This is a genomic window from Microlunatus aurantiacus (genome assembly GCF_039536605.1).
Taxonomy (GTDB): Bacteria; Actinomycetota; Actinomycetes; order Propionibacteriales; family Propionibacteriaceae; genus Microlunatus; species Microlunatus aurantiacus.
Window position 1 is genome coordinate 1 of sequence record NZ_BAAAYX010000001.1, and the last position, 21,727, is coordinate 21,727.

Consider the following 21,727-nt stretch of genomic DNA (forward strand, 5'->3'; position numbering starts at 1 on the left):
TTCTCGCGTTACGGCGCGCTCAGCTCACGATCGTCAACGGCCCCGATCGGTGGATCCGGGCTTAGCCACGCTCCTTCGGTTAGGTCTCACGCAAGTGCCTATGCCGTGGTTGCGACAGTCCTACTCATCGGAGGCCCAAATCAGGCCGTCGACGAGCTTCGCGACGGAGTGCCGGATCGGATCGCTGACGTGCTGGTAGCGGGCTGCCATGCCAGTGCTGGACCAGCCCATGATGCCCATCACGGTGCGCTCCGGAACGCCGAGGACCAGAAGCACGGTGGCGGCGGTGTGCCGTGCGTCGTGTAGCCGGGCGTCTCTGACGCCCGCTCGCTGCAGCAGCGCCTTCCAGGCGTGGTAGTCGCTGTTCGGCTTGATGGCCTCCCCCAGTTCGTTCGTGAACACCCGGTCGGTCTCCACCCAGAGCGATCCAGCGATCGCGCGTTCTCGATCCTGCTCCTCTCGATGTGAGGCCAGCAGTTCGACGAGTGCCGGCGGCAGACCAACTCGGCGGCGGCCAGCTTTGGACTTGGGCGGCCCGTCGTCCGGGGTGACTTGAACTCGCTCCGGACACCAGCCCGCCTTCTTCCCGCACCGCACCTTGCAGCCGTGCTCGTACTCCGGCCGCAGCCGGTTGGTCCGGATCCTGATGATCTCGGCATCCAGGTCGATGTCAGGCCAGTGGAGACCGAGCACCTCGCCCTGTCGGAGGCCGAGCGCCAGCGCCACCGCCCAGCGCGCTGCGTTCCTGCCCTCGGCAGCCGCCTGGAGGATGAGCCGGACCTCCTCGATGGTGTACGGCTCAATGTCCTCCTGCTCGACTCGCGGCGGCCGCGCCAAGGCGGCCGCGTTCTGAGCGACTTGCCGGCGCCGTACCGCTTCGCCGAGCGCAGTCCGCATCGTCCGATGTACCTGGTGTGCTGTCGCCGGCCTGGCACCGGCGTCGATCATCTTCCGATACAGCCTTTCCAAGTGGTCAGGCTGCAGTCTGTCGAGACGCTGCCGACCAAGGTTCGGTATGAGGTGCTTCCGCACAGCGATGCGGTAAGCGTTGTATGACGAGCGCCGCACCGATGGCGCAGCTATGTTCTCCAACCAGTGCTCGAGCCAGGTTTCGACGGTCCAGCGGACGCCGGCGGCGGGTGTTGTGCCGTTATCGCGCTGCCGCTCGAGCTCACGGACGGCGCGGCGGGCCGCCGCTTCGGTCTTGCGTTTGACATGGCGGCGATCGGCCGAGCCGTCATCGCGCCGGCCCACAGTCACTCGACCGTGCCATCGGCCATCGGCGCCGAAGTAGACGCTGGACTCGCCGTTGGGTCGCTTCGGTCGGGTCACGCTGCGCCAGTCCTCGCGCTGGCGCGCAGGTCGTCGAGAAAGGTGACGAGGGCATCCGCAGGGACACGGCGGAGGCGGCCGATCTTGACAGACTCGATGGCACCGGAAGTGACGAGGGCGTACATGATCGTGCGACCAACACCGAGCCGTTCGGCGGCTTGGTCGATCGTGAGGACGAGCGGCACACCCTGGGGGAGCTGCTCGCGACGAGCGGGGAAGAGCTGGTTGAGGTCGTCGTCGGTCATGGCATGAACTCCTTCGTCAGGCGGTGCAGGTGGGGTGGGTGTGGGTGCCGTCGTCGTAGCTGAGGGGTTGGCGGCATCTGATGCAGACGGCTGCAGACGTTGGCTGCGCCTTCCCGTCACACGTGTCACGCCGTCCCATGACCGCGGATTTGTGACGGATCGGCCGTTCTGTGACGGGTGATGTGTCACAGGGCGGCTCTCCCGTCACCGATTCACGCTCGTGTGACGCTGTGACACTTGTGACGGGAGAATGGCTGGAAGCGCGCACCGGGCAGTAGCGGTGCCACGAATCTTCGAACTGCTCGCGTCGAAAGCCGCGGGCTTGGCTGCCGTCCTCCCAACGGTCGCGGGCTGACTGGATGCCGAAGTCGTGAAGCATCCCAGCCAGTGCCTTGGGAGTCAGCCCGTTCCTGCCGAGGGTGTCCCACGGTGCCTCGGCATCGGCGCGGAGGCGGGCAACCAGGGTTTCGGAGGGCAATCGTTCGGCGTCGCCAAAGGCGGTGCGACAGTCGATGAGAAGACGGACTCTGAGAGACACGTTCTCGACGTCGACATCGTCGGTCGTGAGGCCGAGAACGGCGGCGCGGGCGTTGGTTGGCCAATCACCGCCGGCGGCATCGGCGATCGCAACGAGAGGTTCCCAGGTGTCGGCGGCCCGGTCCTCGACGGGCAACTCGGGTGCGGCCGCCTCGAGCTGGTCGAGATGGCTGCCGACCCAGCGGTGCAGGTCGGTCTTGAGGCCAGCAAGTGCTGGACCATCGCGTCGGGTCCGGTAGGGCTGTACCACCTCGTCGGGTGCACGGCGACGCATGCTGACTATGACCGCTCGGTCGTCGATGGTGTCCGGCATGTTGCCGATACCGGCCAGAGCCGCCATGGCAAATGTGGCGATGCGGTCGAGCCGTCTGCTGCTGGCATCCCAGCGGAGAGCAGGGCGGCCGCGCTGGTGACCGGCGTTGAGGAGCCCGCGGAGGTCTTCGTTAGCGTCGCCGGTCTTCGGGCCGAAGATGGTGTCCGCTTCGTCGATCAGCAAGGTGGGCGGATCGGATGGGTGCTCCCCGATGGACCGGTACACCGCCGAGGGCGATGCGTTGGCGGTCAGGATCGGGCGATGGCACAGCGCTTCGATGAGATCAAGCAAACGGGACTTGCCACATCGCTTCTCCGGGGCCTTGATGACAAGGCGGGGCGCGGTGTTCCAGGCCGGAACGGCGTGGGTGGCGGCGATCCACAGCACGACCGCGGCTGCGGTGTGGTCGTCGGGCAGGACGACGTAGGAGCAGATCGCGGCTTCGACCTGGTCCAGCAGCTCTGCGCCGTCGACCAGATCCACGACGTTGTCACCGTCTGTCGTGACGCGGGTCATGGAGCACTCCTGCCAGCTGGTGTTCGCGGCTCGGCCAGCCCGCGCCTGAGGCCCGATGAGATGGTGGCGTCCGCCTCTGTAGCGGTGAAAGCGCCGATGCCGACATGCTTCGTGCAGGCGGAGTGGAGGTGGTCACGGACAGTGGCTTCGTCGATCAAGCCGCCTGCGACGAGCTGGCCCAGAGCGATGGCGGCAGAAAACAGGGTGCGGTTCCTGGTGCCGGGAAGTGCGGTGCGCACGCGGGCGGTCTCACCCGCAAGCGCAGCGATCGCGTAACGCTCCCCTAGCCCGGTGGCCGCGCCGATCCGCGGTCGCGACTCCGGTCGCGGCGGTGGGCTGGGCAGCGGGTGCGGTATCCGATGCGGGTTGTTGAGCATGTGCACGAGCCAAGCTGGTAGCTCGGCACACGGCCTGTCCCGAAGGACGCGGTACGGCCGGAAGTCGACGACCGTGGGTGCGGTGACGACGTAACCGCCGTGACCGCGGGTGTCGATCAGCTCGCCGAGCCGTGAAGCGGTGTTCCCGAGATGAGCCTGCCTCGGGGTGCGGTAGTAGCGATGGATACCGCCGGACGGGGTCGACACCGTGTAGGTGTCGGGGAAGGGCTTGTCGCCGACCAGCTCAGCGAGCACATCTTCACCGGAGCGACCGCTCGAGTTGGATGGCCGGTCGGATTTGGGCACGTCGGTGTCAATGACGAGCAGCCGGGAGGGACCGCAAGCAATCCCGATTCCGTACGGGCGGTTCGACCAGGCACGGCGGATCCGATCCGGGTTCTGCGTGGCTCGTTGTTCCCAGCTGGTGTGCCCGTGGCGGCACCACGGGTCGGACCGGTCGCACCGATCTGCGGTATGTGCTGGGCAGGCCGGGCGCTTGGTGTTCGGCACGAGTGGGAAGACGAACCAGCCGTGCTTTGCGTAGTCGAGCGCCGCCGTCACCAGGGCGCCGGTGGTGTCGTTCATCGCGTCACCTCGACAGGGGTGTTGTCGTAGCCCTGGTCGGCGATCTCGGCTCGGGCAGCGGACATGGCGCGCCCAGCCAGGTAGACGTGGTTGGCAGCCTCATCGAGACGGTTGCGCGCGTTCGCGACCGAGGTCTGCGGGTCCCGGCGGTCGTGTACCTGGTAGCTGGTGAGGGACGCGTCGAGCGCGCGCTCGAGGTGATGCCGCAGGACCCGGTCCAGCGCGAACGCGAGGTCCTCGAGCTCGGCCAGGGTCTGGTAGACGTCGGGGGCAGGGATCGGGTGCGGGAGCAGGGTGAGCCCGATAATCGCGCGGACGGCCTGGTCGGCGTCGTGGGCGCGGTCGGTGACCTTTCCGCCGAGCCAGCAGCTGTGGATGGAGTCGGGGTCGGACATGACGGATCTGCCTTTCGAGGGTGTGCGAGACCGCGGCCGCGGCTAGGTAGGCCGGGGTCGAGGAACGATCAAGGGGTCGGTTGGTGAGCGTGGCCGACGCGGACCGGCTCGGAGCCTGCTACCGGGCTACTGCCCTAGTGGGGCTGGTAGTCGGGCGGGTAGCAGAGCCGCTACTGGTAGCCCGGGTCAGGCTCGCGGGTAGCGCCGGCCGGCTCCGCCGGCGGGATGTAGGTGGGCCACTCGTACTGACCCTCGGCGCGGTCGTTGAGGGCCGTGTGAAGGGCGATGCGGGCGAGGCCGCGGCGGTTCAACGCTCTGCCGTCGACGCTCCGCTTGATCTGGATCGACTTCAGGCCGTGAGGGCGAACAGCGGAGGTGACCTGTTCCCCTGTCCACGCTCCATAGAGGCCCGGATAGGTAGCGGCCAGACGTTCGGCGAGGTCGTCCCACCAGACCTTGTCATCCTCGGCAGGCCACACCGTCGCCAGATGGTCCAGGATGCCGATCGTGCAGTCGTCGTCGGGGTCGGGGTCGAGGCCGGCGGCGTGCCCAGTCAGCAGCCCGGCCGTGAGCCGAGCGGCACGGGCTCTGGCGGCGACACCTTCAGCGGTGGGTCCGTCGAGGTACGCGGCGCGGACGATGACGGGGTCGTCCCCTTCGCCGGCGAGATAGCCAACACCGCGCTCGGTGCGGGCGAAGGTGGTGGCCCGGACTCCAGCCTTGTACATCGAGGTGCCGAGCACCATGTCGTTCTCGACCTGCCCAGCAACCTTGAAGCACAGCCTGAGCACCGCGTTCGAGCTGATAGCTGTCGGGAGTGACTTGGCGTCGACACGCTGGGTCGCCAAGAGGACGATGATGCCGGCGGCCGGACCGCGCTTGCCGAGGTCGGTGACCAGAGCCACTGTGTCGGGGTCGTCATCGAACGCGAGCTGGCACTCGTCGATGACCATCACGACAGGCCAGAGACCGAGGGATCTACGGTCGGCGAGTTCGCGGGTGACCTTCCCCTCTGGGCAGACATCGCGCGGCAGGCTCCGGAGGGTCTTGTAGCGGCGCGACATGTCCGCATGCACAGCTTTGAGATCGGCCTTCAGGTAGTTGAGATCATCAGGCTCGTCTCCGATCCGGAACCGGTGAGCGACTGGCTCCAACGGCAACATGTCCGCGCCGCCCTTCAGGTCATACACGTGAAGTTCTGCGGAGGTGTCCAAGGCGCCGGCGAGGGTGAGCAGCCGCAGCAGGAAGGTCTTGCCCATCCTCGGGAGTGCGCCGACGATCATCAGCGCGAAGATCAGGGTCACGACCACGGGTCGGCCTTGGGGGTCGACACCGATCGGGAACGGCGCGAACAGGTCGACCTTGCCGTTCTTGACGAGTGGCCACGCGACGGGCTTCGCGCGAGACATGGGTTTGTCGCCGACCCAGATCAGGAGGCGCCCGGCGTGGGTGTCGTGTTCGGCCGAGGGCCACACGCTCGACAGCGGGCGACGCAGACCACTCGCGAGGCGATCGCGGCGTTCGATCACATCACCAGCAGTTACCCCGGGCGGCAGGTCGACCTCGGCGCGGAAGCCAGGACCGTCCCGCATGATCGGGGCCGGGAAGCGCACGCCGGCCTCTGCTCCAGCCTTGAGCGCCTTGTTCAGCTCCGCTATGCCGAGCGAGCCAAGGGCGGTGACGATCAGGTCTGCCGTCAATCGAGGCACGGCCTCAGAGTCGACTGCACGGGAGGTGACAGGGCGGTCGGCCGAGCGGCCGATGACGCCCAGGAGCGTGAGCAGACCGGCGGCGGTCGCGGCGATGACGGCGAGTGACATCGACGTGAGGACCAGCGAAGCGGCTAGCCCGATGACAGCTGTGCCGCCAGCCGTGACCAGCAGTCGTGTACGGACCATGCCGCGGCGCTGCTCGGTCAGCCGGATGAACACGGCCGGATCGCTGCCGGGCGTCTTCATTGCCGATCGGACGGCTCGGCTGTCCGGATCCGTTGACCACCGCCAGAGGGCGCCTACGATGCGAGCCAGGCCGACTGGTGCCCGAACCACCAGGCGCAACCAGTAGACAGGTAGTCGGATCCCATGGAAGGCGCCGACGTGGACGGTGTGGCGCAGCCACCAGCTCGTCGCGTCGAAGAACGCCGACCAGGACTTGACCCAGGTAGGCAGGATTGCTCGCGGCGCCGCTGATCGCCCATGTGGCGGTATCGCAAGGCGTGTGTCGATCACAGTCGGAGTTGGCTTCGTAGCCTCGCTCGGCTCCCCGAGCTGCGATACGGCGACAAGGTCGGTGCTTCGGTCTGGCTGTTGCGACACCAGCACCGCTGACGGGTTGACCTCTACCGTCATCGTCTCGTCGGTAGCGTCCTGCTGGCCGTCGGAAGCGCGTTGATCGCTCATGATGCCAACCGAGAAACGCTGCCTGAGACCTGGGCGGACTGACGGGTCTGCATAGCGACCAGCCATCCCGCAACCGACCACGGATCGCCGCCGAACGCGTACAACGCCAGGTCGCGCTCTCGTCGCGATGCCCTGGCGAAGGCGGCCAAGACCAGGTCACGCGTGGGCCGATCCAGCTGGTCGAGAAGTGGAAAGAGGTCGTCGACCCGTCGGCCGCCCAGCAGCGCTTCGACCACGGGGAGCAGGCGCAGCTCGCCACTTACGCCGTCGAAGCTGGGCATCGCCTCCGGATCGAGCCAGAACACCCCCAGCTCGTCAGCCTCGCGGACCCACGGCCAGCCTGGATCGGCCAGGCTCCCGTTGTAGGCGCTGATCACTAGCTCGACGGCCGCAGCGTTGAAGTCCGCATCGGGGCCTTCGATGGTGGCCGACCACTGGCGCAGCCCGGCGCAGACCATCCGCAGTTCGCTGAGCTTTGCCTCCCGTACGGCGTCCATCACTGCACGACCGCTGAGATAGCTGCAATAGCCGTTTCTGACGCGACTTTCACCGCATGCAGGATCGGGGGACCTAGGGGCGTTGTGGCTAGTGCTAGCCCGAGCACGACACCCACGAGGATGCCCGAAATCTTCTCGTCGCCCCACATGACCAGGCCGAAAGCGACCAAAGCCAGTAGCGCCACCAGTGGCAATGTGATCATCTCTCTCCCGCCTTGGGCTACTCAGAAGCCCTAGTACAACTACTAAGCCTCAGCAGACCAAGTCTGTCAAGCCCTTAGGGTGATGTTGTGCATGACGACTTGGACGACCCCAGGCCGCTCTACGTCCGCGTCGCCGACAGCCTGCGCGCTGCCATCGACCGAGGAGAGTTCCCTGTGGGGGCGAAGTTGCCCAGCTACTCCGAAATCGGATCCCAGTTCCAGGTGTCGCACATGACGGTGAAGCAGGCCATCGCGACGCTGAAGAACGAAGGAACGGTCGTCGCACGACAAGGGATGGGTGTCTACGTTCGCTCGACGACCACCGCTGAAGGTCATGCACCCGATCTGGCTGGGATCAACAGCCGGCTCGACCAACTCGAAGCTCGTATCCATGCCATCGAGAATCGCGTCGATCTCTTGGGCGATCGATGAAGTGGAGTGCAGTTCCGATGCAACCGAAGTGCATCAAAGGGGCAAGTCCTGCAGGCGCCGCACAGGTGGCCCTGCGCGTCAGTTGACACATCGTCGTGAGCATTTGATCCGGGATGAGCGTGCGAGATCCCCGGATCCAGGGCCTACCTCGAGTCAGCCGTGAGGGTCACGTCACGGTGGAGGGCGGTTGAGGTTCTGCGGAGAACATCGACGTCGTCCCGTCGAACTCGCGCCAGGCCGCACGCAGCACTCCCAACAGGCGAAGCCAACGCAGCCCGCAGAGTAGCTACACAGGCCGTTCGAGTGCCTTGGTTGCCGCATGCAGGAAGGCCCGTCGAACGGGCTCGATGTCGTCCCACACGTTCTCGAACTTCTCTTTGTCGAAGCCCTCCCACAATATCCGATCCATCCGCCACGCGTACGTCTCAGCGGCCCCGCTGACCTCTTCAGGGCAGGTGATCTGGAGATACTTCTGCAGGAACCAGAGTTGGTTGTTGTCCGCATCGTCAGCCGGACGCCCGTGGTGGTACCGATCAACAGCGCGGGACTCGGCTCGTTGCGCCTCCTCCATGAACTCACGAATGGCAGTTCGCCACTCTTCACGTTGGGCGAGCGCGCGCTCTTCGCGGGCTCGGCGTGAGTCGTGGCGCACCACCAGGTACTGACCGAGGAAGGTTGCGACGGAACCAAGCAGGACGCCCAGCAGGGATGCCCAGACGGCGGAGTTCATGGGCCGTGAGTGTAGGGCCGTGCCCGTTTCGGGGCGAGCAGTCCCTCCGGTCAGCGCAAGGAGTTCAGTGTTCCACTGTCAGATAGGGTCGTAGTCGCCGTGCCTTCCTCCAGCATCAGCCTTGAGCAAGCCGCTTTAAAGCAAGTAGGTTTTCGGGGGTCTCGTAGGGTCATCCATCTTGACCTCGTCCGCAAGCCATCTCATAGCGAATTGAATCCCTCCTAGATCGAAGGCCATTGCGATCCTCCCACCACGTCTTTCGTTGCTCAAGTGAACGTCACGAAGTTCTCGGAAGCGCCTCACGGAAGTCTCTGGACTAGAAACGATAAGCAGCCTATCAGCCAGCCTCTGACTCACCTTTTCTATGTGCTTAATCGCGTTCGATGAGATAGTCATGCGGAGAATCACATAGATAGACACGTTCGAGTCGATTGACTCGAGTCTCATATCGAAGGGACTCTCAGTTTGGTTTTTCGTGTAAGTAACACGATACTTGAGTGCCTCAGCGACTAATTCAACTGACTCGCCCGCCGCCCATTCGAAGGCACGGTGCTCACTGATGCGCATCTTCGCCGCTCGCGCGGTGTTGGAATCGCTGTACTTGATGTCCAACTCATCAAGTGAGGCTGTCAGTTGCTCCCGATTCATCTGATTCGCCAGCGGGTCAACGACCTCTGCTACCTCCTCGAGCAACTCGATCTCGTGGTCCCCGGATCTGATGCGGGATGGCATGACGCCGGCTATAGCAAGCAGGATGAAGAGCGCTGCGGCAGCAACAAACCCGGTGGTGGCCGCCCCATCCGTTCCTCGGTAGACCGCCCATCCTGCGAAGGCCGCCATCAGCACCCCAGTCACGGCACTCGTCCATCGAAGGCGTGTGGATAGGTGGAGCATCTGCCTTGCTCTCGATGGCATGGCCCCTTTTCCGTCCTCCGACATGCAGAGCAACCTATCGGTTGGCCGTCCAGTCCCAGCAGGGCGACATAACGTGCGAAAGGAACCTGGCCAATGTAGCCGGCCCGCGACTGCGCGCAAGCTAGGGCCACCCAGACGCAAAAGGTCCACTGGTCTCGTACGAGTCTCACTCAGCCGTGGGTGTACGTCCAAAGACTCGCTGTTCGGTGCGGCGCACTGGGACCGGCGCCGCGGCCGGAAGTAGCGCAGCTAGGTGAGCGCTTGTGCGAGGTACTGCTCCACCTTGTCGAAGAAACCACCCGGAACCAGCTCGGAGACCTGCGATCTACTGACCCACGCAAGTTCAGCGATCTCGTCAGTGTCGCGAACCTCCGGTGTGCCGTCGTCCGGTGTGCAGGCAAAGTAGTGCATGCGGCGGCCGGTGATCGGATGGACGCGTTCGCCAAGAGACTCAACGGGCGTCACCGACAGGCCCACCTCCTCTAGCGACTCGCGTCGCGCCGCGTCGGCAGGAGCTTCACCGGCTTCGACGCCACCTGAAGGCAGCGCCCATAGGAGCGCGCCTTCACGTAGTCGCCGCCGAATGAGCAGGACCCTGCCGTCGCGGACGATCACCGCCGCAGCGATGGCGGGCTCGGACGTCGCCGTTTCAGTCATACTTCTGATCCTCTCAATGCCGCCATGACAGGCGGATAGATGGCAGTGAGTGGGATGAACTTCGACAACTTGTCAATCGGAGCCCACAGGACGTCAGCGTTCTCGACAGGGTCAAGGTTCTCAGGATCGCCGGCGAGGTACTCGCAGAGCACGTAGCAGCAGTGAACACGTGTGACGGGGTGTATGCGCGACCCGAGAGAGCGGACGGCAGCGCAGTGGACACCTGTCTCAGCGAGGGTTTCGCGCTCCGCGATGCGTTCAGCCGAGGCGCCCGGCTTGATGATGCCCGCCGGGAACTGCCAGTGAACAGCGACAGCCGTGTCAGCTCGACGGCAGACAACGAGGACACCCTTCTCGCCAGCCACAATGGCGATGGCTGCACGGAGCGCTTCACTCTCCGAGGATGTCGCACCTGTGCCGGCCTCGGTTAACGAACGCTCGTGAAAGCGCTCGAGTTCGGTCGGAGACAGCCGAGTCAGCAGTTCATCAAGCAGCTGCTGCATCTCCATCCGTGGCTGCAGCTGTGGCTTGGCATGCCAGCCCGCAACAGTGCGAACCGCAATGCCAAGGCGCTCCGCGAACGTCTCGTTGGTGAGCCGAAGCGCCGACTGGAGGGCGGCGGCGTCTCGGCCAGTCCAGTGTGTGATGTGCATGATCATCCTTCGGAGCTGCAAGGCCGCATTAGGCACAGGGACCGGCTACCGGCGAGTCAGCGCACCTCACCTCTGAGGGCGGCCTCGACCGAACGAGCCACCTCGGCGGCGAGACGTTCCGCCATCCTGCGGGTTCGCGGCGTCAGCTGATCGTGGCGGATCACGTTCCCCTCGGCGATATGCGAATCGGGTGCGATCTCGATCACCGCTCGCGTGCGCTGAACGAAGTACGGCATGAGGTGTTGCCGACATCGCACGTCGAGGTCGCCTTGGTTGTGTGAAGCGACGACGACCGTGCGCCGCACGAGGTCCTCGAGGCGGGGATCACTGCTGGACTGCAGTTCCTCGAGCATCTCGACGGCAGGCAGTGAGTAGTCGTTTCGCCACTTGATCGGCACGACCAACGCATCGGCGCGCTTGACCGCTGCGCGCCAGTTCTCTGCCGACTCGTCGTTGGCTGTGTCGACGATCACGACTTCGTAGAAGCGGCACCCCAGGTCGTGGACGCTCTCGAACTCCTGGCTGGTGAGCGCGCGGTCCCGCTTCGTCTCCGAGACGATCACGTCGAACTGTCCGGAAATCTGGTGCCGGACGTAGGCGGACAGATCGCCGATCCTGATGAACTCACCCTTGGTGCCGCTGTACTGCTGGGCGCCCAGGAGATCGCGGATGGTGCGATCCTTGCCCTGGCTGTCGACGCGCAGATGCATCGTGCCGCGCAACTCGTGGTTCTCTAGGACGAGCACACCGCCACCTCGAGCATTGCCGAACGCGCCGGCGAGCAGGATGGAGGTGGTCGTCTTGCCGGAGCCTCCACGCGGATCGGCAACGACGACTGTGATCGGCCGCCCGAACGTCTGACACGCAGCTGCGCGGTCGGCTCGCTCTTTCAACTCGCGCTTGCTGGGTGAGAGGCCGAGCAGAGCTCGCCACCCGCGAGTCGCCTTGGGGATGCGCGTCACCGGAACGATCCGTTGCATGACGTACGTCGAGTCGTACGCCGGCCGCATCTCGTCCGTGTGGGCGGCGTCGTCGCTTGGTGCGGTGGGCGTCGAGTCACTGACCTCGGTCGTACGCGGACTCGCTCCCCTGTCGCTGTCCGACTGCGGATCAGGATGGTACTCGGTGATCTGCCCGTCGGGGTGGGCGAGCAGCTGCCACTGCCCATCTGGGTCGTGAGCATCGAACCGGACCGGCCGGTCCCTGGCCGCGGCTTGTTCGAGGACGAAGGTGATCCCTGCCGTCCGTGCCTCGTCGACGGAGTTGGCGTCGAGGGGCTGTGGCTCGTCGCCCGCGATGGTGAGGGTGCTGACGCCCGTGGCTCTGAGCTCGAGCACGACCTCGGGGATGGTTTCGTCGGTGGCGGTGGTCATGGCGACTCTCCTTCGAGGGGATGTGGAGGTGGCGGGGGAGGTTCCTCGGATACTTCAATCCAGACGTGGCGCGCGCCGACACAGGTGGCTCTCGGGATTCGCTCGGGTCGTCGGCTGTCGTCAACGTCGAGCCATCGGTACCACTGAGCCTCGTCGACGACATTGACGTAGAGCCCGCCAGAGTCCTCGAACACCTCGGAGGCACAACGGAGGTCGTAGACGATGCGGTTCCGACCAGCGAAGGCGCACCGTAGCCCTAAGACCTGGGGCAGGTCAGACGATGAGAGCCACCGCAAGATCGGTGGTGGACCGTAGGTCTCGACCTCCTGGGCTTGGCTTAGGTCAAACAAGTTGCCGTGCCCGTCGAAGACCCAGTCGGAGTCGTCGCTCATCGCATCCTCCTCACTCTTCCCAACGGTCGTAGGCGTAGATGCGCCAGTCGGTTCCGTCGAGGATCAGGTACGTGACCAGGGTGAGGTCGGAGTCGTAGTGGACAAAGACGGCGACCTTGTCGTCGCCGTATTCCGCTGGCTCGATGTTCACGTACGCCCCTTTCGGGACGTTGCGCAGGTCGACGGTAGCGAGTTGTTCGCGCACCTTCTCGGTGACATACGGGCCGAGGCTCGCTCGCCACTGTCCCGCAGTTTTGCCCTTCGCCGTGGTGAATGCCCGGCCGAAACCGGATGCGATGGGCTCCCACTGCTGGCGGACCTCGTCAGTCTGGCTGTAGGGAGTAGCGCCGGGGCTCGCGTCGTGGGCGTCGACTTCACTCGACGGCAGCTGGCTGGCTTCGCTGTCGCTAGCTTGCGGGCTGGGCGTGCTCGTTTTCGGCGCGGCGGAAGTGGTCGGTGCCGAGCTGACCGGCCCTTCGGCGGTGCCAGGCTGAGACTGCGGTCGATTGACCAGCACAACCACCAGGGCCACCGCGAGAGACGCAGCGATGGCGCCGAGAATCCGAGTGACGGTCCTGGAATTCACGGGTTGACCCCCATCTTGGCCAGCACTGGCATCGGATTGACGGGATTGCCGCTGATCCGGATCTCGTAGTGGAGGTGAGGGCCGCTGCTGTTGCCGGTGTTGCCGCTGCGGCCGATCACTTGTCCGACAGTCACCTGCTGGCCGATGCGAACGTCTCGCGCCGAGAGGTGGGCGTAGTAGACCGAGACCTTCGGGTCGGTTCGGTCGCGGACGACGATGTGTCGGCCGTAGCTGCCGTTGAGATCGCGGCTCACTTCCACGGTGCCCGCATTGGTGCTGCGTACCATCGTGCCGATCGGGGTCGGGAAGTCCTGGCCGGTGTGCGGAAGCCCTGAAGAGGACACGTAGCAGGCGAACGCACATCCGACGGTGTAGGAACCCTTCGGCAACGCCATCGTCCACTTCCCCGCTGCCACCGTGTCGTTACCGTCGTCGGACCGGAATCCGGTGCCGGCGTCGCCATAGACGGTGACGTGGACATGGTTCCGGTGGAGCGAGGAGTCATTGATTGAGCCGGTGTAGCCGGGACTGTACGGCCGCCAGCCTTCGGCATCGCGTTCGACGGACCAGATCTTGGCGTCGTAAATGAGGTACTGAACCCCCAGCGCTTGCCGGTTGTCTTGCAGCCACCGGGCAATCTGCCATCCGAACGCCTGGCCTTCGGCGGTCGTGTAGCTGGGGATCATGATGTCAACCGCGCGTCCGGAGGGATGGTCCGGGAGCGGGTCCGGGCGTTTACCGCCGAAGTCAATCAGGCTGGGGAACCTCGCCTTGACGCAGCGCAGAACGAGAAGGGCGTCCCGGCTCAGACCTCTCTCGGCCGGTGAGCCGGTCGGAGGACAGTCGCCGAGCTGCGCATCCTGACCGGTGCCGCACAGCAGCGGGGTGGTCGTCAGCGTCTGGCCATCGCCGAGCTGCTGCACGATAGCCCGCGATGCCGCCTCCCACTTCGCGTACGCCGAGGGGAAAGCCGAGATCTGCACCGCCTGGGCTGCCGCCGCAACCGACATCGACTGCCAACCTGACACGTTGACCAAGCCCTTGTTGGACGTATGGCTGGCTACCCCGTAGAAGGCACGGGAAGCCAGCTCCGGGTCACGGATCTGCTGCACCGTCCCCCACCCAGAAGAAGGTCGCTGCTGGAAAAGCCCTTGGGAGTCACGGTCGCCGTAGTCGAGGTTGCGGAGACCGGATTCCTGCAATGCGGCCGCGATCGCCACGACCCAGCCGAAGGCGGGGATGCCGGCTTTCTTCCCCTCAGCGATGATCACTGCCGCGTTGCGAACCTGCTCGCCTTGGACGACCAACGTGGACCCGATACGCGACGAAGGCACAGTGATCGCCGCCGGCACGGAGCCGACCTGCGCTGCCGTGCCGGTGCTCAGCGTGGCGGAGGCGCCGCGGTTGCGGTTGGTGAACTGGACCAGGGCAGCGCGATGGTCGCTGCCGTAGTGCGACAAGATCTGCTGCCGGACCGGCGCAACAGTTCGAGTTGTGGAGAAGACGCCGTCGATAAGGCGATTGCCGTGGGTGCCGCTGGTCGGGTAGCCGAGCACTCTCCAGTTGGAGTACAGCCCGTATGTCTGCAGGGTCACGTACGGGAAGCCGGCCGTGCGGACTCTTGCGTCCTTGCGCGCGTCGACGTTCCAGTCCGCGGCGATCATGAACGGGATCTGCCCGTCCCGACTCAGCCGGGTCGCGAGCTCGCCAGCCGCGACGATCTGCTTCTTCGCGTACGCGACACGTCGCGGGCCCTGCCGATCGGCCTTGCCCTTGGTCTCGATGCCGGGCACCAGGTGGTGGCTGGCGGCGATGAAGACCGCGCCGGTAGAGGTGTCCTTCAGCTGGGCCCACTGGATCCACTTCGGTCCGATCGAGGCCCCGGCCGCCGAACCAGCCTCGATCCGCACGACTCCAAACTCCTTCTCACGGCCCTGCGCCAGCAGCTGGTACTTGCTGGCTCGCCAGAACACGGGAGTGGCGGTGTTGCCGTCAGACATGGCCCATCCGGCCTGCCGCATCCGCCGCGCGACCGTGTTTCGGTGGTTCGCCTGCAGTTCCTGCACACCGATCACGTCAGCACCAGCTGCCGCGATCGAGGTCAAGCCGCCCACGATCCTGTTGGCACTGTTGGACTTCAGCACGTTCCAGGTGGCCATCCGCACCGTGAGCTGGGCGCCGGCGGCACCCGCCAGGAGCGGGACGCTGCTGTCCGCGCCGGTGCCGGCCGTGCACGCCTGCTCGGTGGCAACGTGGTGCATCGAGGGAGCGACCGACGCCATGAGGTAAGCCGGTACGAAAAGCACGAACGACCACACCACAGCCTGGATGAGTGCTGCGATGATCAGGAGCCGGTGGACCGTCTTGCTCTTCGCCAGTGACAGGCCGAGGTTGGCCGCCATCTTGAGCGTTACGGGATCCACGGCTCATGCTCCGGCATCTCAGACTGGCTGGACAGAGGACACGAGCCAGCCGTAGATGGCGGCCTGGTCGAAGACGAGTTGCAGTCGCATCGTCGACCCGTTGGTCAGCGGCTGCTCAGCGGCGTACTGCTGGTCGTCGACTTTGGTGTACATGGCGGCGCCACTCGCCTGGGTTGTCTCGAGTGTCTTGGCGGTCGCGGGCGCGACGGTTGCGGCCACGCCCGTCACGGTCACCGAGGCCAGCACGTTGTCCCGATCGGCGGGCGCCTGGGCCCAGGCTCCGATGAAGGCAGCCACGGCGTCGGGCGCACCGGCGGGCGGTACGTCGGTGCCGGACGCGCTTGGAGACGGCGACGCGGCAGCGCGCACGGCCGCTTGGTGCCGGCCGGCAAGGCTCAAGGTGAGCAGTCCAGCCAGGGTGACGCACACGATGGCGAGCATCAGCGCCGGCACCGACATTCCGCGCCGGGAGGGTGGGCCGACGCCATAGCCCATCTGGGGACCGTCGAGGACCGAAGCGTGCTTCCCCATCAGGTCTCTGCCATCTCGGCGTGGTAGATGGGCTCCCAGGTCTCCTGGCCTTTCTCGTCGACCTGAGGCTCGTTGAATCGCAGGTAATCGCCGCTCTGGCCCGTCACAGCACTACCTGAAGACCTATACAGGGTTGGGTCAGGGGACAGGACGATTCCCGTCGGGTACACCACTGCCGCTCCTTCCACAGGATCGCGGCGATTCGGGAGAGCCGGCTCGTGTACCGCTGGCTGCACAAGAGTCTCTGGCTGCTCCGGCATCGACGCAGATGGCTGGTCAGTATCGGTTCGGACGTGCTCGGCTGCGCGCGTGCCGGCGGCCGCGCCAAGCGCCGCAGCAGCAGTGACGGGGACAGCCGCAGTCCCGACAGGCAGCGCGCGGAGCGGCCGGTCGTTCGCGGGTGGCAGTTCGCTCGGCTGTGGAGCGGCGACCAGCTCTTGATCGGCGGGGCGGGCACGGCCACCGACCGCTGTATAGCCGGCCCAGGCGGTGGCGGGTGCGGCCTCGAGGGCAGGCTGCCCCTGGCCGACGGGAAGGGCACGCAGCGGCGGTGGCGGAGGCAGTGGCGGACGTGCCGGTTCAACGGGCTGCGGTGCCGCCGAGGTTTCGTCCGCGGCAGTGTCCGCGGTCGCGCCTGGCGCATCACCGACGGGCAGCTTCTGGCTGTCCCAGACCTTGTTGCCGACGACGGTGCCCACAGCCGTGCCGACGGCACGCTTCATCATCGAGACGACCACGGACTTGTTCGGGTCCATCCCGGCCATTGCTTTGAACGACCTGACCGGCCGGGTGAACATGACCGCGATCACCGTGGCGATGATCGCCAGCAACATCCGCCAGCCGACCCCGACCGGGGCGGTGGACAGCGCGCTCAGCACCAGGGTCATCAAGCCGGCAGCGAGAGTGAACTTGACGATGTTCACCACGGCAGCGGTGAAGAGGTCCCATACGTGTTGAAGGACGGAGAACTTCAGCACCCCGACGACCGAGGCGACCATTCCATACAGGACGAGACCGAGCATGACGAGCTTGGCCATCACGATCATGAAGCAGGCGATGGCGACGAAGATGCCCATCAGCACGACCCAGACGACGCCCATCGTGGCTGGGGCGGTGCGGGTGTCCGTCTTGCCCGTCAGGGATTGGTAGGCCGTCGGGTCCTTCTTCTGCACCTCGTCTGCGATCGCCTTGAACTCGGTGGATTTCGCCTGGTCAATCTTGGCCTTCGCGCCAGGATCTGCGTTCATCCGTTTCACGTCAGACCACGTGTAGGTCAGCGCGGACATGAGTCGGGGGCCGTACTGCTGCGCGATCGGGGAGTCGGCGGAACCGAAGTTCCCGACCAACCACGTCTTGTAGATGGCTTCCCGAGTTACCAGGTCGGCTGCCTCGCTGGTGAAGCCGGCCTGCGCCACGTCGGCCGCCGTGTTGGCGGCGTCGTTGACCAGCTTCATGGCCTGCGCCGGGAGCACCAGGGTGACGACGGCCAGCAGGATCGAGCCCAGCAGCATGCCGAGGCGGCGCATCGTGTCGGCGTAGCCGGCTGTTCGGGACGTGAACACGACCAGGATGGACAGCACGACCGCGGCCAACGGCAGCCAGACCGTCAGCACCCGTTCCTTCAGAGCATCGGCTGCGGAGGTTACGAGCCCTTCGAGCCAGTTGAAGACGCCGGTGTGGGCCATGTGTTCCAGGGAGGCAAGCCAGCTGGTGATTGTCGCCATCCAGGCCATTACGAAGTTGGCGGACGCGGTGGTGGCGACAGCACTGGGATCGCGGATGAAGTCATTGCCGCAGCCGAGGTCGTAGTTGGTGAACCTCCACGCCCAGCCGTACACGTCGCTGATCGGCACGCTCGGGTCCTTGAACGGGTCCGGTGCGGCGTTCGGCACGGTATTCAGGTCTGGTTTGTCCATCACCAGCCCCGACACCTGGTAGTCCGGCCGCACCGGGGCCGGCACTGTCTGGCACAGGTCGTCAAGGCCATCGGCGTGGGCCGGGCCGGCGGCGCTGGCCAAGCCCACGGTCAAGATCAGCCCGGCGAGCGCGGCGAGGATCCACTGCCGTTGCGAGCTGGTCGTGATCATGCCGCTTCACCATCGTCGACAATGGGGATGACGGTGATCGCCTCGAACAGCTCTTCGTCGAGGAACGGGGTCGGCTGCAGGGGCAGGTCGACGGTCGGGCGGGACCGGCCCGGGGTGGTGTTCAGGGCGTCGCGCAGTCCCGGGTACCAGTCGATGTCGATGCGGACCTTGCCAATCCGCTTCATCGGGTCGAGCACGACGAACTCGCCCGTGTCCTGTCTGCCGTCGCTGTCGTCGTCGACGAGCCGCTTCGGTGACAGCGCCTGGATGACGGAGGCATAGGACGACGGGCAGCTCAGAAGCTTGCAGGCCCGTTCCGCCGCCGACTCCTTGGTCAGCCGGCCGACGAACGCCATCCCCTGCAGGGCGTCGATCCGGCCGATCGACAGGTGATCGTCGGGATGCTGGGAGGCGGCCCCGACAGCCGTGTTCCACTTCCGTGAGTCGCGCGACAGCCGCACCATGAGTGCCCGGCCCGATCCCCACACCCCCATCAGGTGGGTCTCATCCAGGAACACGTTCTTGCGGACCGTACGGGGCCTGCCGTAGATGAAGCGGGCGGTGAAGAACGCGGCTAGGTGCAGCAGCGGCTGCGCATATCGCTCCGACGATCCCCACAGGTCGCGGTCCATGTCAGCCGGCGGCGGCTCCAGTCCGGGCATGGTCACCACGACCAGGGTCGCGTCCTCGGCCTGGCTGGCCGGCATCGCGTCCGTGTGATCGGGCATGATCAACTCGCCGAGAGGGAACTCGGCGGCCGCGTTGATCTCCTCGACCAGTGACCGGGTGTGGTCGCCGAGCTTCGCCAGCTCCTCCACCACCCACCGTGGGTTGGTCTCCACGTCGGCGAGGCCGGACTCGACGACCCGCGTGCGGGTGTTGCGGATGGCGGCGCGGAGACTGACGTCGGTGCCCGATGCCTTCAATAGCCCGGTCGGGAGCCACATGCGGAGCACGTCGAACATCAGCTGCTGCCGCTCAGCGGCGGCCCGCCGGACCGCCCGCTGATGGTCGAGCTCGTTCGGGGTGCCGTCCTCGAACAGGTGGTCTTCGGGTCGGGGCTCGGGCACCAGCTGGTAGGGCGACAGAGTGCCGGTATCACTGGCCGTCAGGTCGAGGACCCGCGAGGAGCCCCTCAGCTCCGGCATCGTGGCGAGCCGAGCCAATGGTCCGGAGGGGTCCAGGATGATCGTCGGCTCACCCCGGCGGGCGGCGTTGAACGCCAGCGCCCCGGTCAGGACGCTCTTTCCTGCGCCAGGCTCGGCGGTGATGGTGAAGAAGCCGGACTGCTGCAGCTTCTCCATCCCGTAGTGCAGATCGAGCCGCATGGCCCGACGGGCCGACCCGGTGCCATACGCGAGATAGGGACCGGTCGGCGTGCCAACCTCGGAGCTGACGTGGGGCATCGCCGCCGACAGATACCGAGCGGGGATCCGCCGCTGGTAGCCCACGTTCGACCACGGTTCCCCGGGTACGAACTCTCGCAGCAGCTGCGCTTGCCCGCGGGGTTGGGCCAGGTCGAAGTTGGCACGGTCGCCGTACGCGTCGACCAGGGCACGCGCCTGCTCCAGGCACTGGGCTTCGGTGGCTGCGTAAGTGGCGAGCCGAACCGGGCCGCGGAACCGGACACTGGACCTTCCGTCGCCCTCCGTGACCTCGTCAAGGTTCTCGGTTGCCCCCATGATCGCGCGCCCCACCGCTGGGGGTGGCACCAGGCCGTGCTCGGCGTAGTGAGCAGCGATGGCTGAGGCCCGGTTCTGCTCGTACTCGACGGCCGGCGCCAGCTGCTTCTTGGTCAGCATCGCTCCGGCCAGAGACCACTCCACCGGGAATCCCAGCTTGTCTGCCACCAGCATCCATGGGTCTTTGCCGGACTCTGGCCAGGTGAGATCCGGCATCGGTCCGACCGACAACACCGCGACATGCCGTTCGACGGTCTGCCCGTGGTGCTCGGCGATCACCTTCACCGTCGAGCCGATCAGTGGCTCATAGATCCATTCCCGACGGGAGAAGAAGCCGGCCACATCGTCGGGCTCCCAGCGATCGCCACCTACTCCTGCATGCATCGGCGCCGGAACCCCCATCGACAGGCTGCGATGCATCAAGAAAGCCATCTGGCGCGGGCCGATCGGTCGTGCGTCGAAGCCTGGCCCTTTCAGGATGTTGCCGACCTTCATGACCTGCTCGATCACCCGCACCGTCTCCGGCAGCGGGTGATCAACGCCATGGATCAGCTCCTCCTGGACTGACTTCTTCGGGTTCGGCCCGATCCACACGGAGAGCGTGACCAGCTTGGTGTCGAGGCCGGTCTGCTGCAGCCGACGCTGGCTGTACCCGAGGTAGTCGTCCCAGCTCGGGGCGCCCGGCACGTTCGGCAGCGGTTGCGGGGTGTCCTCGTCGAGGGAGCGCGCGAACTCGTAGCTCGGATACGGCATCGGGGTGCTGCGGAGCTTGATCGGGCGCCCCTCCAGCTGCGACCACCGGAACGTGCCCTGGTCCCACAACACGAGCCGGTCACCTTGGGACCGGAAGTCCCATGCCTGTCCTCCCAACACGTAGGTGCAGAACATCCCGCCCCGAGTGAACATGAAGGGCCCGGCCATCCTGAAGGCGGCCGGTGTGAACCGCACCTGACGTGGACGGGTCACCCAACGAAGGAGCCGGCTCGGTCGTGCCTTCGACAACATCCTTGATCCGCGCCGGTGTGCCGTGCTGACCGCGGGATCGACATTGGCAATGGACGCGTCGGATGGGTCCGCCGGCATCGTGGGCGGACCAGCGGTGACAGCGGTCTTGAACGCCATCAGATGAGCCCTTTCGCAGGGTCCGGCTAGGTGCGAGCTGACGTGGTGTAAGGGTTCGGTCTCGGCGACAGAGGTGGCGCCAATGCTTCTACTTCGGTGGATGACTGTGGGGGCGCGGACGTCCGGACTATCGTCGGCGCGGTTATTGGAGTGGTGACGTTCGGGTTGGCCAACGCCGCCTCGGCCCGGCTCCGAGGCGACGTGACGGCCAGCGGTTGTTGGGCAGTGTTGTCCCAGCCCATGGCGCGGCGGATCGGCGCCGCCAGGTAGTGGATGGACGGCTGCTCGAACTCGACGGTCAAGCGGCGTGCGCCGACCGGTTGCGAGTATTGGCGGGAGAACTCCCCCTTGACCAAGCGACGCTGATAGCTCAGCGGCTCATCAAAGGTGACGTTCCGCATCAGGTGAATGGCCACGTAGACCCCGCCGGCACCGAACCACAGCCCGCCCAGCCCGAACGCCCACACCGGGTCGCCGAGCAGCGCGTACACGATCGCCGTGCCGATCGTTCCTGCGACCGGCACGGCGATGAGCGTGACCGCCCACTGCACGTACGTCCACTGGAACGGCAGGGTGTGGCCGGCCGGCCCCAACCAGACCGCCCGCAGCTTGCGGGAGCCGTCGTCCGTGCGTAAGCGAGGCATGAGCTGCGTCTAGCCGACGTTGAAGCCGAAGAACTCGAGCTGGGATTGCCCCGTTTTGACGGACAGGTTCGATGGCTTGGTCAGGCTACCTGTGCGTACTG

Annotated in this window: 21 protein-coding genes; 1 reads left to right on the forward strand and 20 read right to left on the reverse strand. The window is 66.0% G+C overall.

The genetic code is table 11. From position 1 onward, the window contains the following. Positions 1–120 precede the first annotated feature (120 nt). From ABD714_RS00005 to ABD714_RS00040, 8 genes are all read right to left on the reverse strand, one after another. Positions 121–1,332 (reverse strand): tyrosine-type recombinase/integrase, encoded by a 1,212-nt coding sequence (locus tag ABD714_RS00005; protein WP_344810209.1) that lies wholly within the window; start codon positions 1,330–1,332, stop codon positions 121–123. After that, complete coding sequence (locus ABD714_RS00010; RefSeq protein WP_344810210.1) at positions 1,329–1,577, reverse strand: helix-turn-helix domain-containing protein; 249 nt, start codon at positions 1,575–1,577, stop codon at positions 1,329–1,331. Before ABD714_RS00010 ends, ABD714_RS00005 begins: the two co-directional genes overlap by 4 nt. Positions 1,578–1,593: 16 nt before the next feature. Beyond that, complete coding sequence (locus tag ABD714_RS00015) at positions 1,594–2,943, reverse strand: DUF3631 domain-containing protein (RefSeq protein WP_344810211.1); 1,350 nt, start codon at positions 2,941–2,943, stop codon at positions 1,594–1,596. Continuing rightward, the gene (locus tag ABD714_RS00020; protein ID WP_344810212.1) at positions 2,940–3,905 is read right to left on the reverse strand and encodes a bifunctional DNA primase/polymerase; all 966 of its coding nucleotides are present in this window, start codon (positions 3,903–3,905) and stop codon (positions 2,940–2,942) included. Before ABD714_RS00020 ends, ABD714_RS00015 begins: the two co-directional genes overlap by 4 nt. After that, positions 3,902–4,300, reverse strand: a complete 399-nt coding sequence (locus ABD714_RS00025) for a hypothetical protein (RefSeq protein WP_344810213.1) — start codon at positions 4,298–4,300, stop codon at positions 3,902–3,904. Before ABD714_RS00025 ends, ABD714_RS00020 begins: the two co-directional genes overlap by 4 nt. A gap of 170 nt (positions 4,301–4,470) precedes the next feature. After that, entirely contained in the window at positions 4,471–6,699 is a 2,229-nt protein-coding gene (locus ABD714_RS00030) for a cell division protein FtsK (RefSeq protein ID WP_344810214.1), read from the reverse strand. Further along, the gene (locus tag ABD714_RS00035; protein WP_344810215.1) at positions 6,696–7,196 is read right to left on the reverse strand and encodes a hypothetical protein; all 501 of its coding nucleotides are present in this window, start codon (positions 7,194–7,196) and stop codon (positions 6,696–6,698) included. Before ABD714_RS00035 ends, ABD714_RS00030 begins: the two co-directional genes overlap by 4 nt. Further along, positions 7,196–7,399, reverse strand: a complete 204-nt coding sequence (locus ABD714_RS00040) for a hypothetical protein (RefSeq protein ID WP_344810216.1) — start codon at positions 7,397–7,399, stop codon at positions 7,196–7,198. The genes ABD714_RS00035 and ABD714_RS00040 overlap by 1 nt, the downstream gene beginning before the upstream one ends. 87 nt (positions 7,400–7,486) lie before the next feature. Here ABD714_RS00040 and ABD714_RS00045 point away from each other — a divergent pair, with 87 nt between their 5' ends. After that, positions 7,487–7,831, forward strand: a complete 345-nt coding sequence (locus tag ABD714_RS00045; RefSeq protein WP_344810217.1) for a GntR family transcriptional regulator — start codon at positions 7,487–7,489, stop codon at positions 7,829–7,831. A gap of 286 nt (positions 7,832–8,117) precedes the next feature. Here the strand turns inward: ABD714_RS00045 and ABD714_RS00050 are convergent, their stop codons facing one another. From ABD714_RS00050 to ABD714_RS00105, 12 genes are all read right to left on the reverse strand, one after another. After that, positions 8,118–8,561, reverse strand: a complete 444-nt coding sequence (locus ABD714_RS00050) for a hypothetical protein (protein WP_344810218.1) — start codon at positions 8,559–8,561, stop codon at positions 8,118–8,120. A 135-nt stretch (positions 8,562–8,696) separates the two neighbouring features. Then, the gene (locus ABD714_RS00055; protein ID WP_344810219.1) at positions 8,697–9,416 is read right to left on the reverse strand and encodes a hypothetical protein; all 720 of its coding nucleotides are present in this window, start codon (positions 9,414–9,416) and stop codon (positions 8,697–8,699) included. Positions 9,417–9,725: 309 nt separating this feature from the next. Beyond that, entirely contained in the window at positions 9,726–10,133 is a 408-nt protein-coding gene (locus tag ABD714_RS00060) for an NUDIX hydrolase (RefSeq protein ID WP_344810220.1), read from the reverse strand. Next, entirely contained in the window at positions 10,130–10,786 is a 657-nt protein-coding gene (locus ABD714_RS00065) for an NUDIX hydrolase (protein ID WP_344810221.1), read from the reverse strand. The genes ABD714_RS00060 and ABD714_RS00065 overlap by 4 nt, the downstream gene beginning before the upstream one ends. 56 nt (positions 10,787–10,842) lie before the next feature. After that, positions 10,843–12,159 (reverse strand): MinD/ParA family ATP-binding protein, encoded by a 1,317-nt coding sequence (locus tag ABD714_RS00070; RefSeq protein WP_344810222.1) that lies wholly within the window; start codon positions 12,157–12,159, stop codon positions 10,843–10,845. Continuing rightward, positions 12,156–12,551: a hypothetical protein gene (locus ABD714_RS00075; protein WP_344810223.1), complete on the reverse strand. Its 396-nt coding sequence runs from the start codon at positions 12,549–12,551 to the stop codon at positions 12,156–12,158. The genes ABD714_RS00070 and ABD714_RS00075 overlap by 4 nt, the downstream gene beginning before the upstream one ends. A 10-nt stretch (positions 12,552–12,561) precedes the next feature. Beyond that, a complete protein-coding gene (locus tag ABD714_RS00080) occupies positions 12,562–13,137 on the reverse strand; it encodes a hypothetical protein (protein WP_344810224.1) in 576 nt (191 codons plus the stop codon). Further along, positions 13,134–15,560, reverse strand: a complete 2,427-nt coding sequence (locus ABD714_RS00085; protein ID WP_344810225.1) for a peptidoglycan DD-metalloendopeptidase family protein — start codon at positions 15,558–15,560, stop codon at positions 13,134–13,136. The genes ABD714_RS00080 and ABD714_RS00085 overlap by 4 nt, the downstream gene beginning before the upstream one ends. A gap of 18 nt (positions 15,561–15,578) precedes the next feature. Next, positions 15,579–16,055 carry a hypothetical protein gene (locus ABD714_RS00090; RefSeq protein WP_344810226.1) on the reverse strand — a complete coding sequence of 159 codons (477 nt, stop codon included), beginning with the start codon at positions 16,053–16,055 and terminating at the stop codon, positions 15,579–15,581. A 35-nt stretch (positions 16,056–16,090) separates the two neighbouring features. After that, complete coding sequence (locus ABD714_RS00095) at positions 16,091–18,178, reverse strand: hypothetical protein (RefSeq protein WP_344810227.1); 2,088 nt, start codon at positions 18,176–18,178, stop codon at positions 16,091–16,093. Continuing rightward, entirely contained in the window at positions 18,175–20,766 is a 2,592-nt protein-coding gene (locus tag ABD714_RS00100) for an ATP-binding protein (RefSeq protein ID WP_344810228.1), read from the reverse strand. Before ABD714_RS00100 ends, ABD714_RS00095 begins: the two co-directional genes overlap by 4 nt. Positions 20,767–21,008: 242 nt before the next feature. Next, a complete protein-coding gene (locus tag ABD714_RS00105; protein ID WP_344810229.1) occupies positions 21,009–21,626 on the reverse strand; it encodes a hypothetical protein in 618 nt (205 codons plus the stop codon). Between the last annotated feature and the right edge of the window lie 101 nt (positions 21,627–21,727).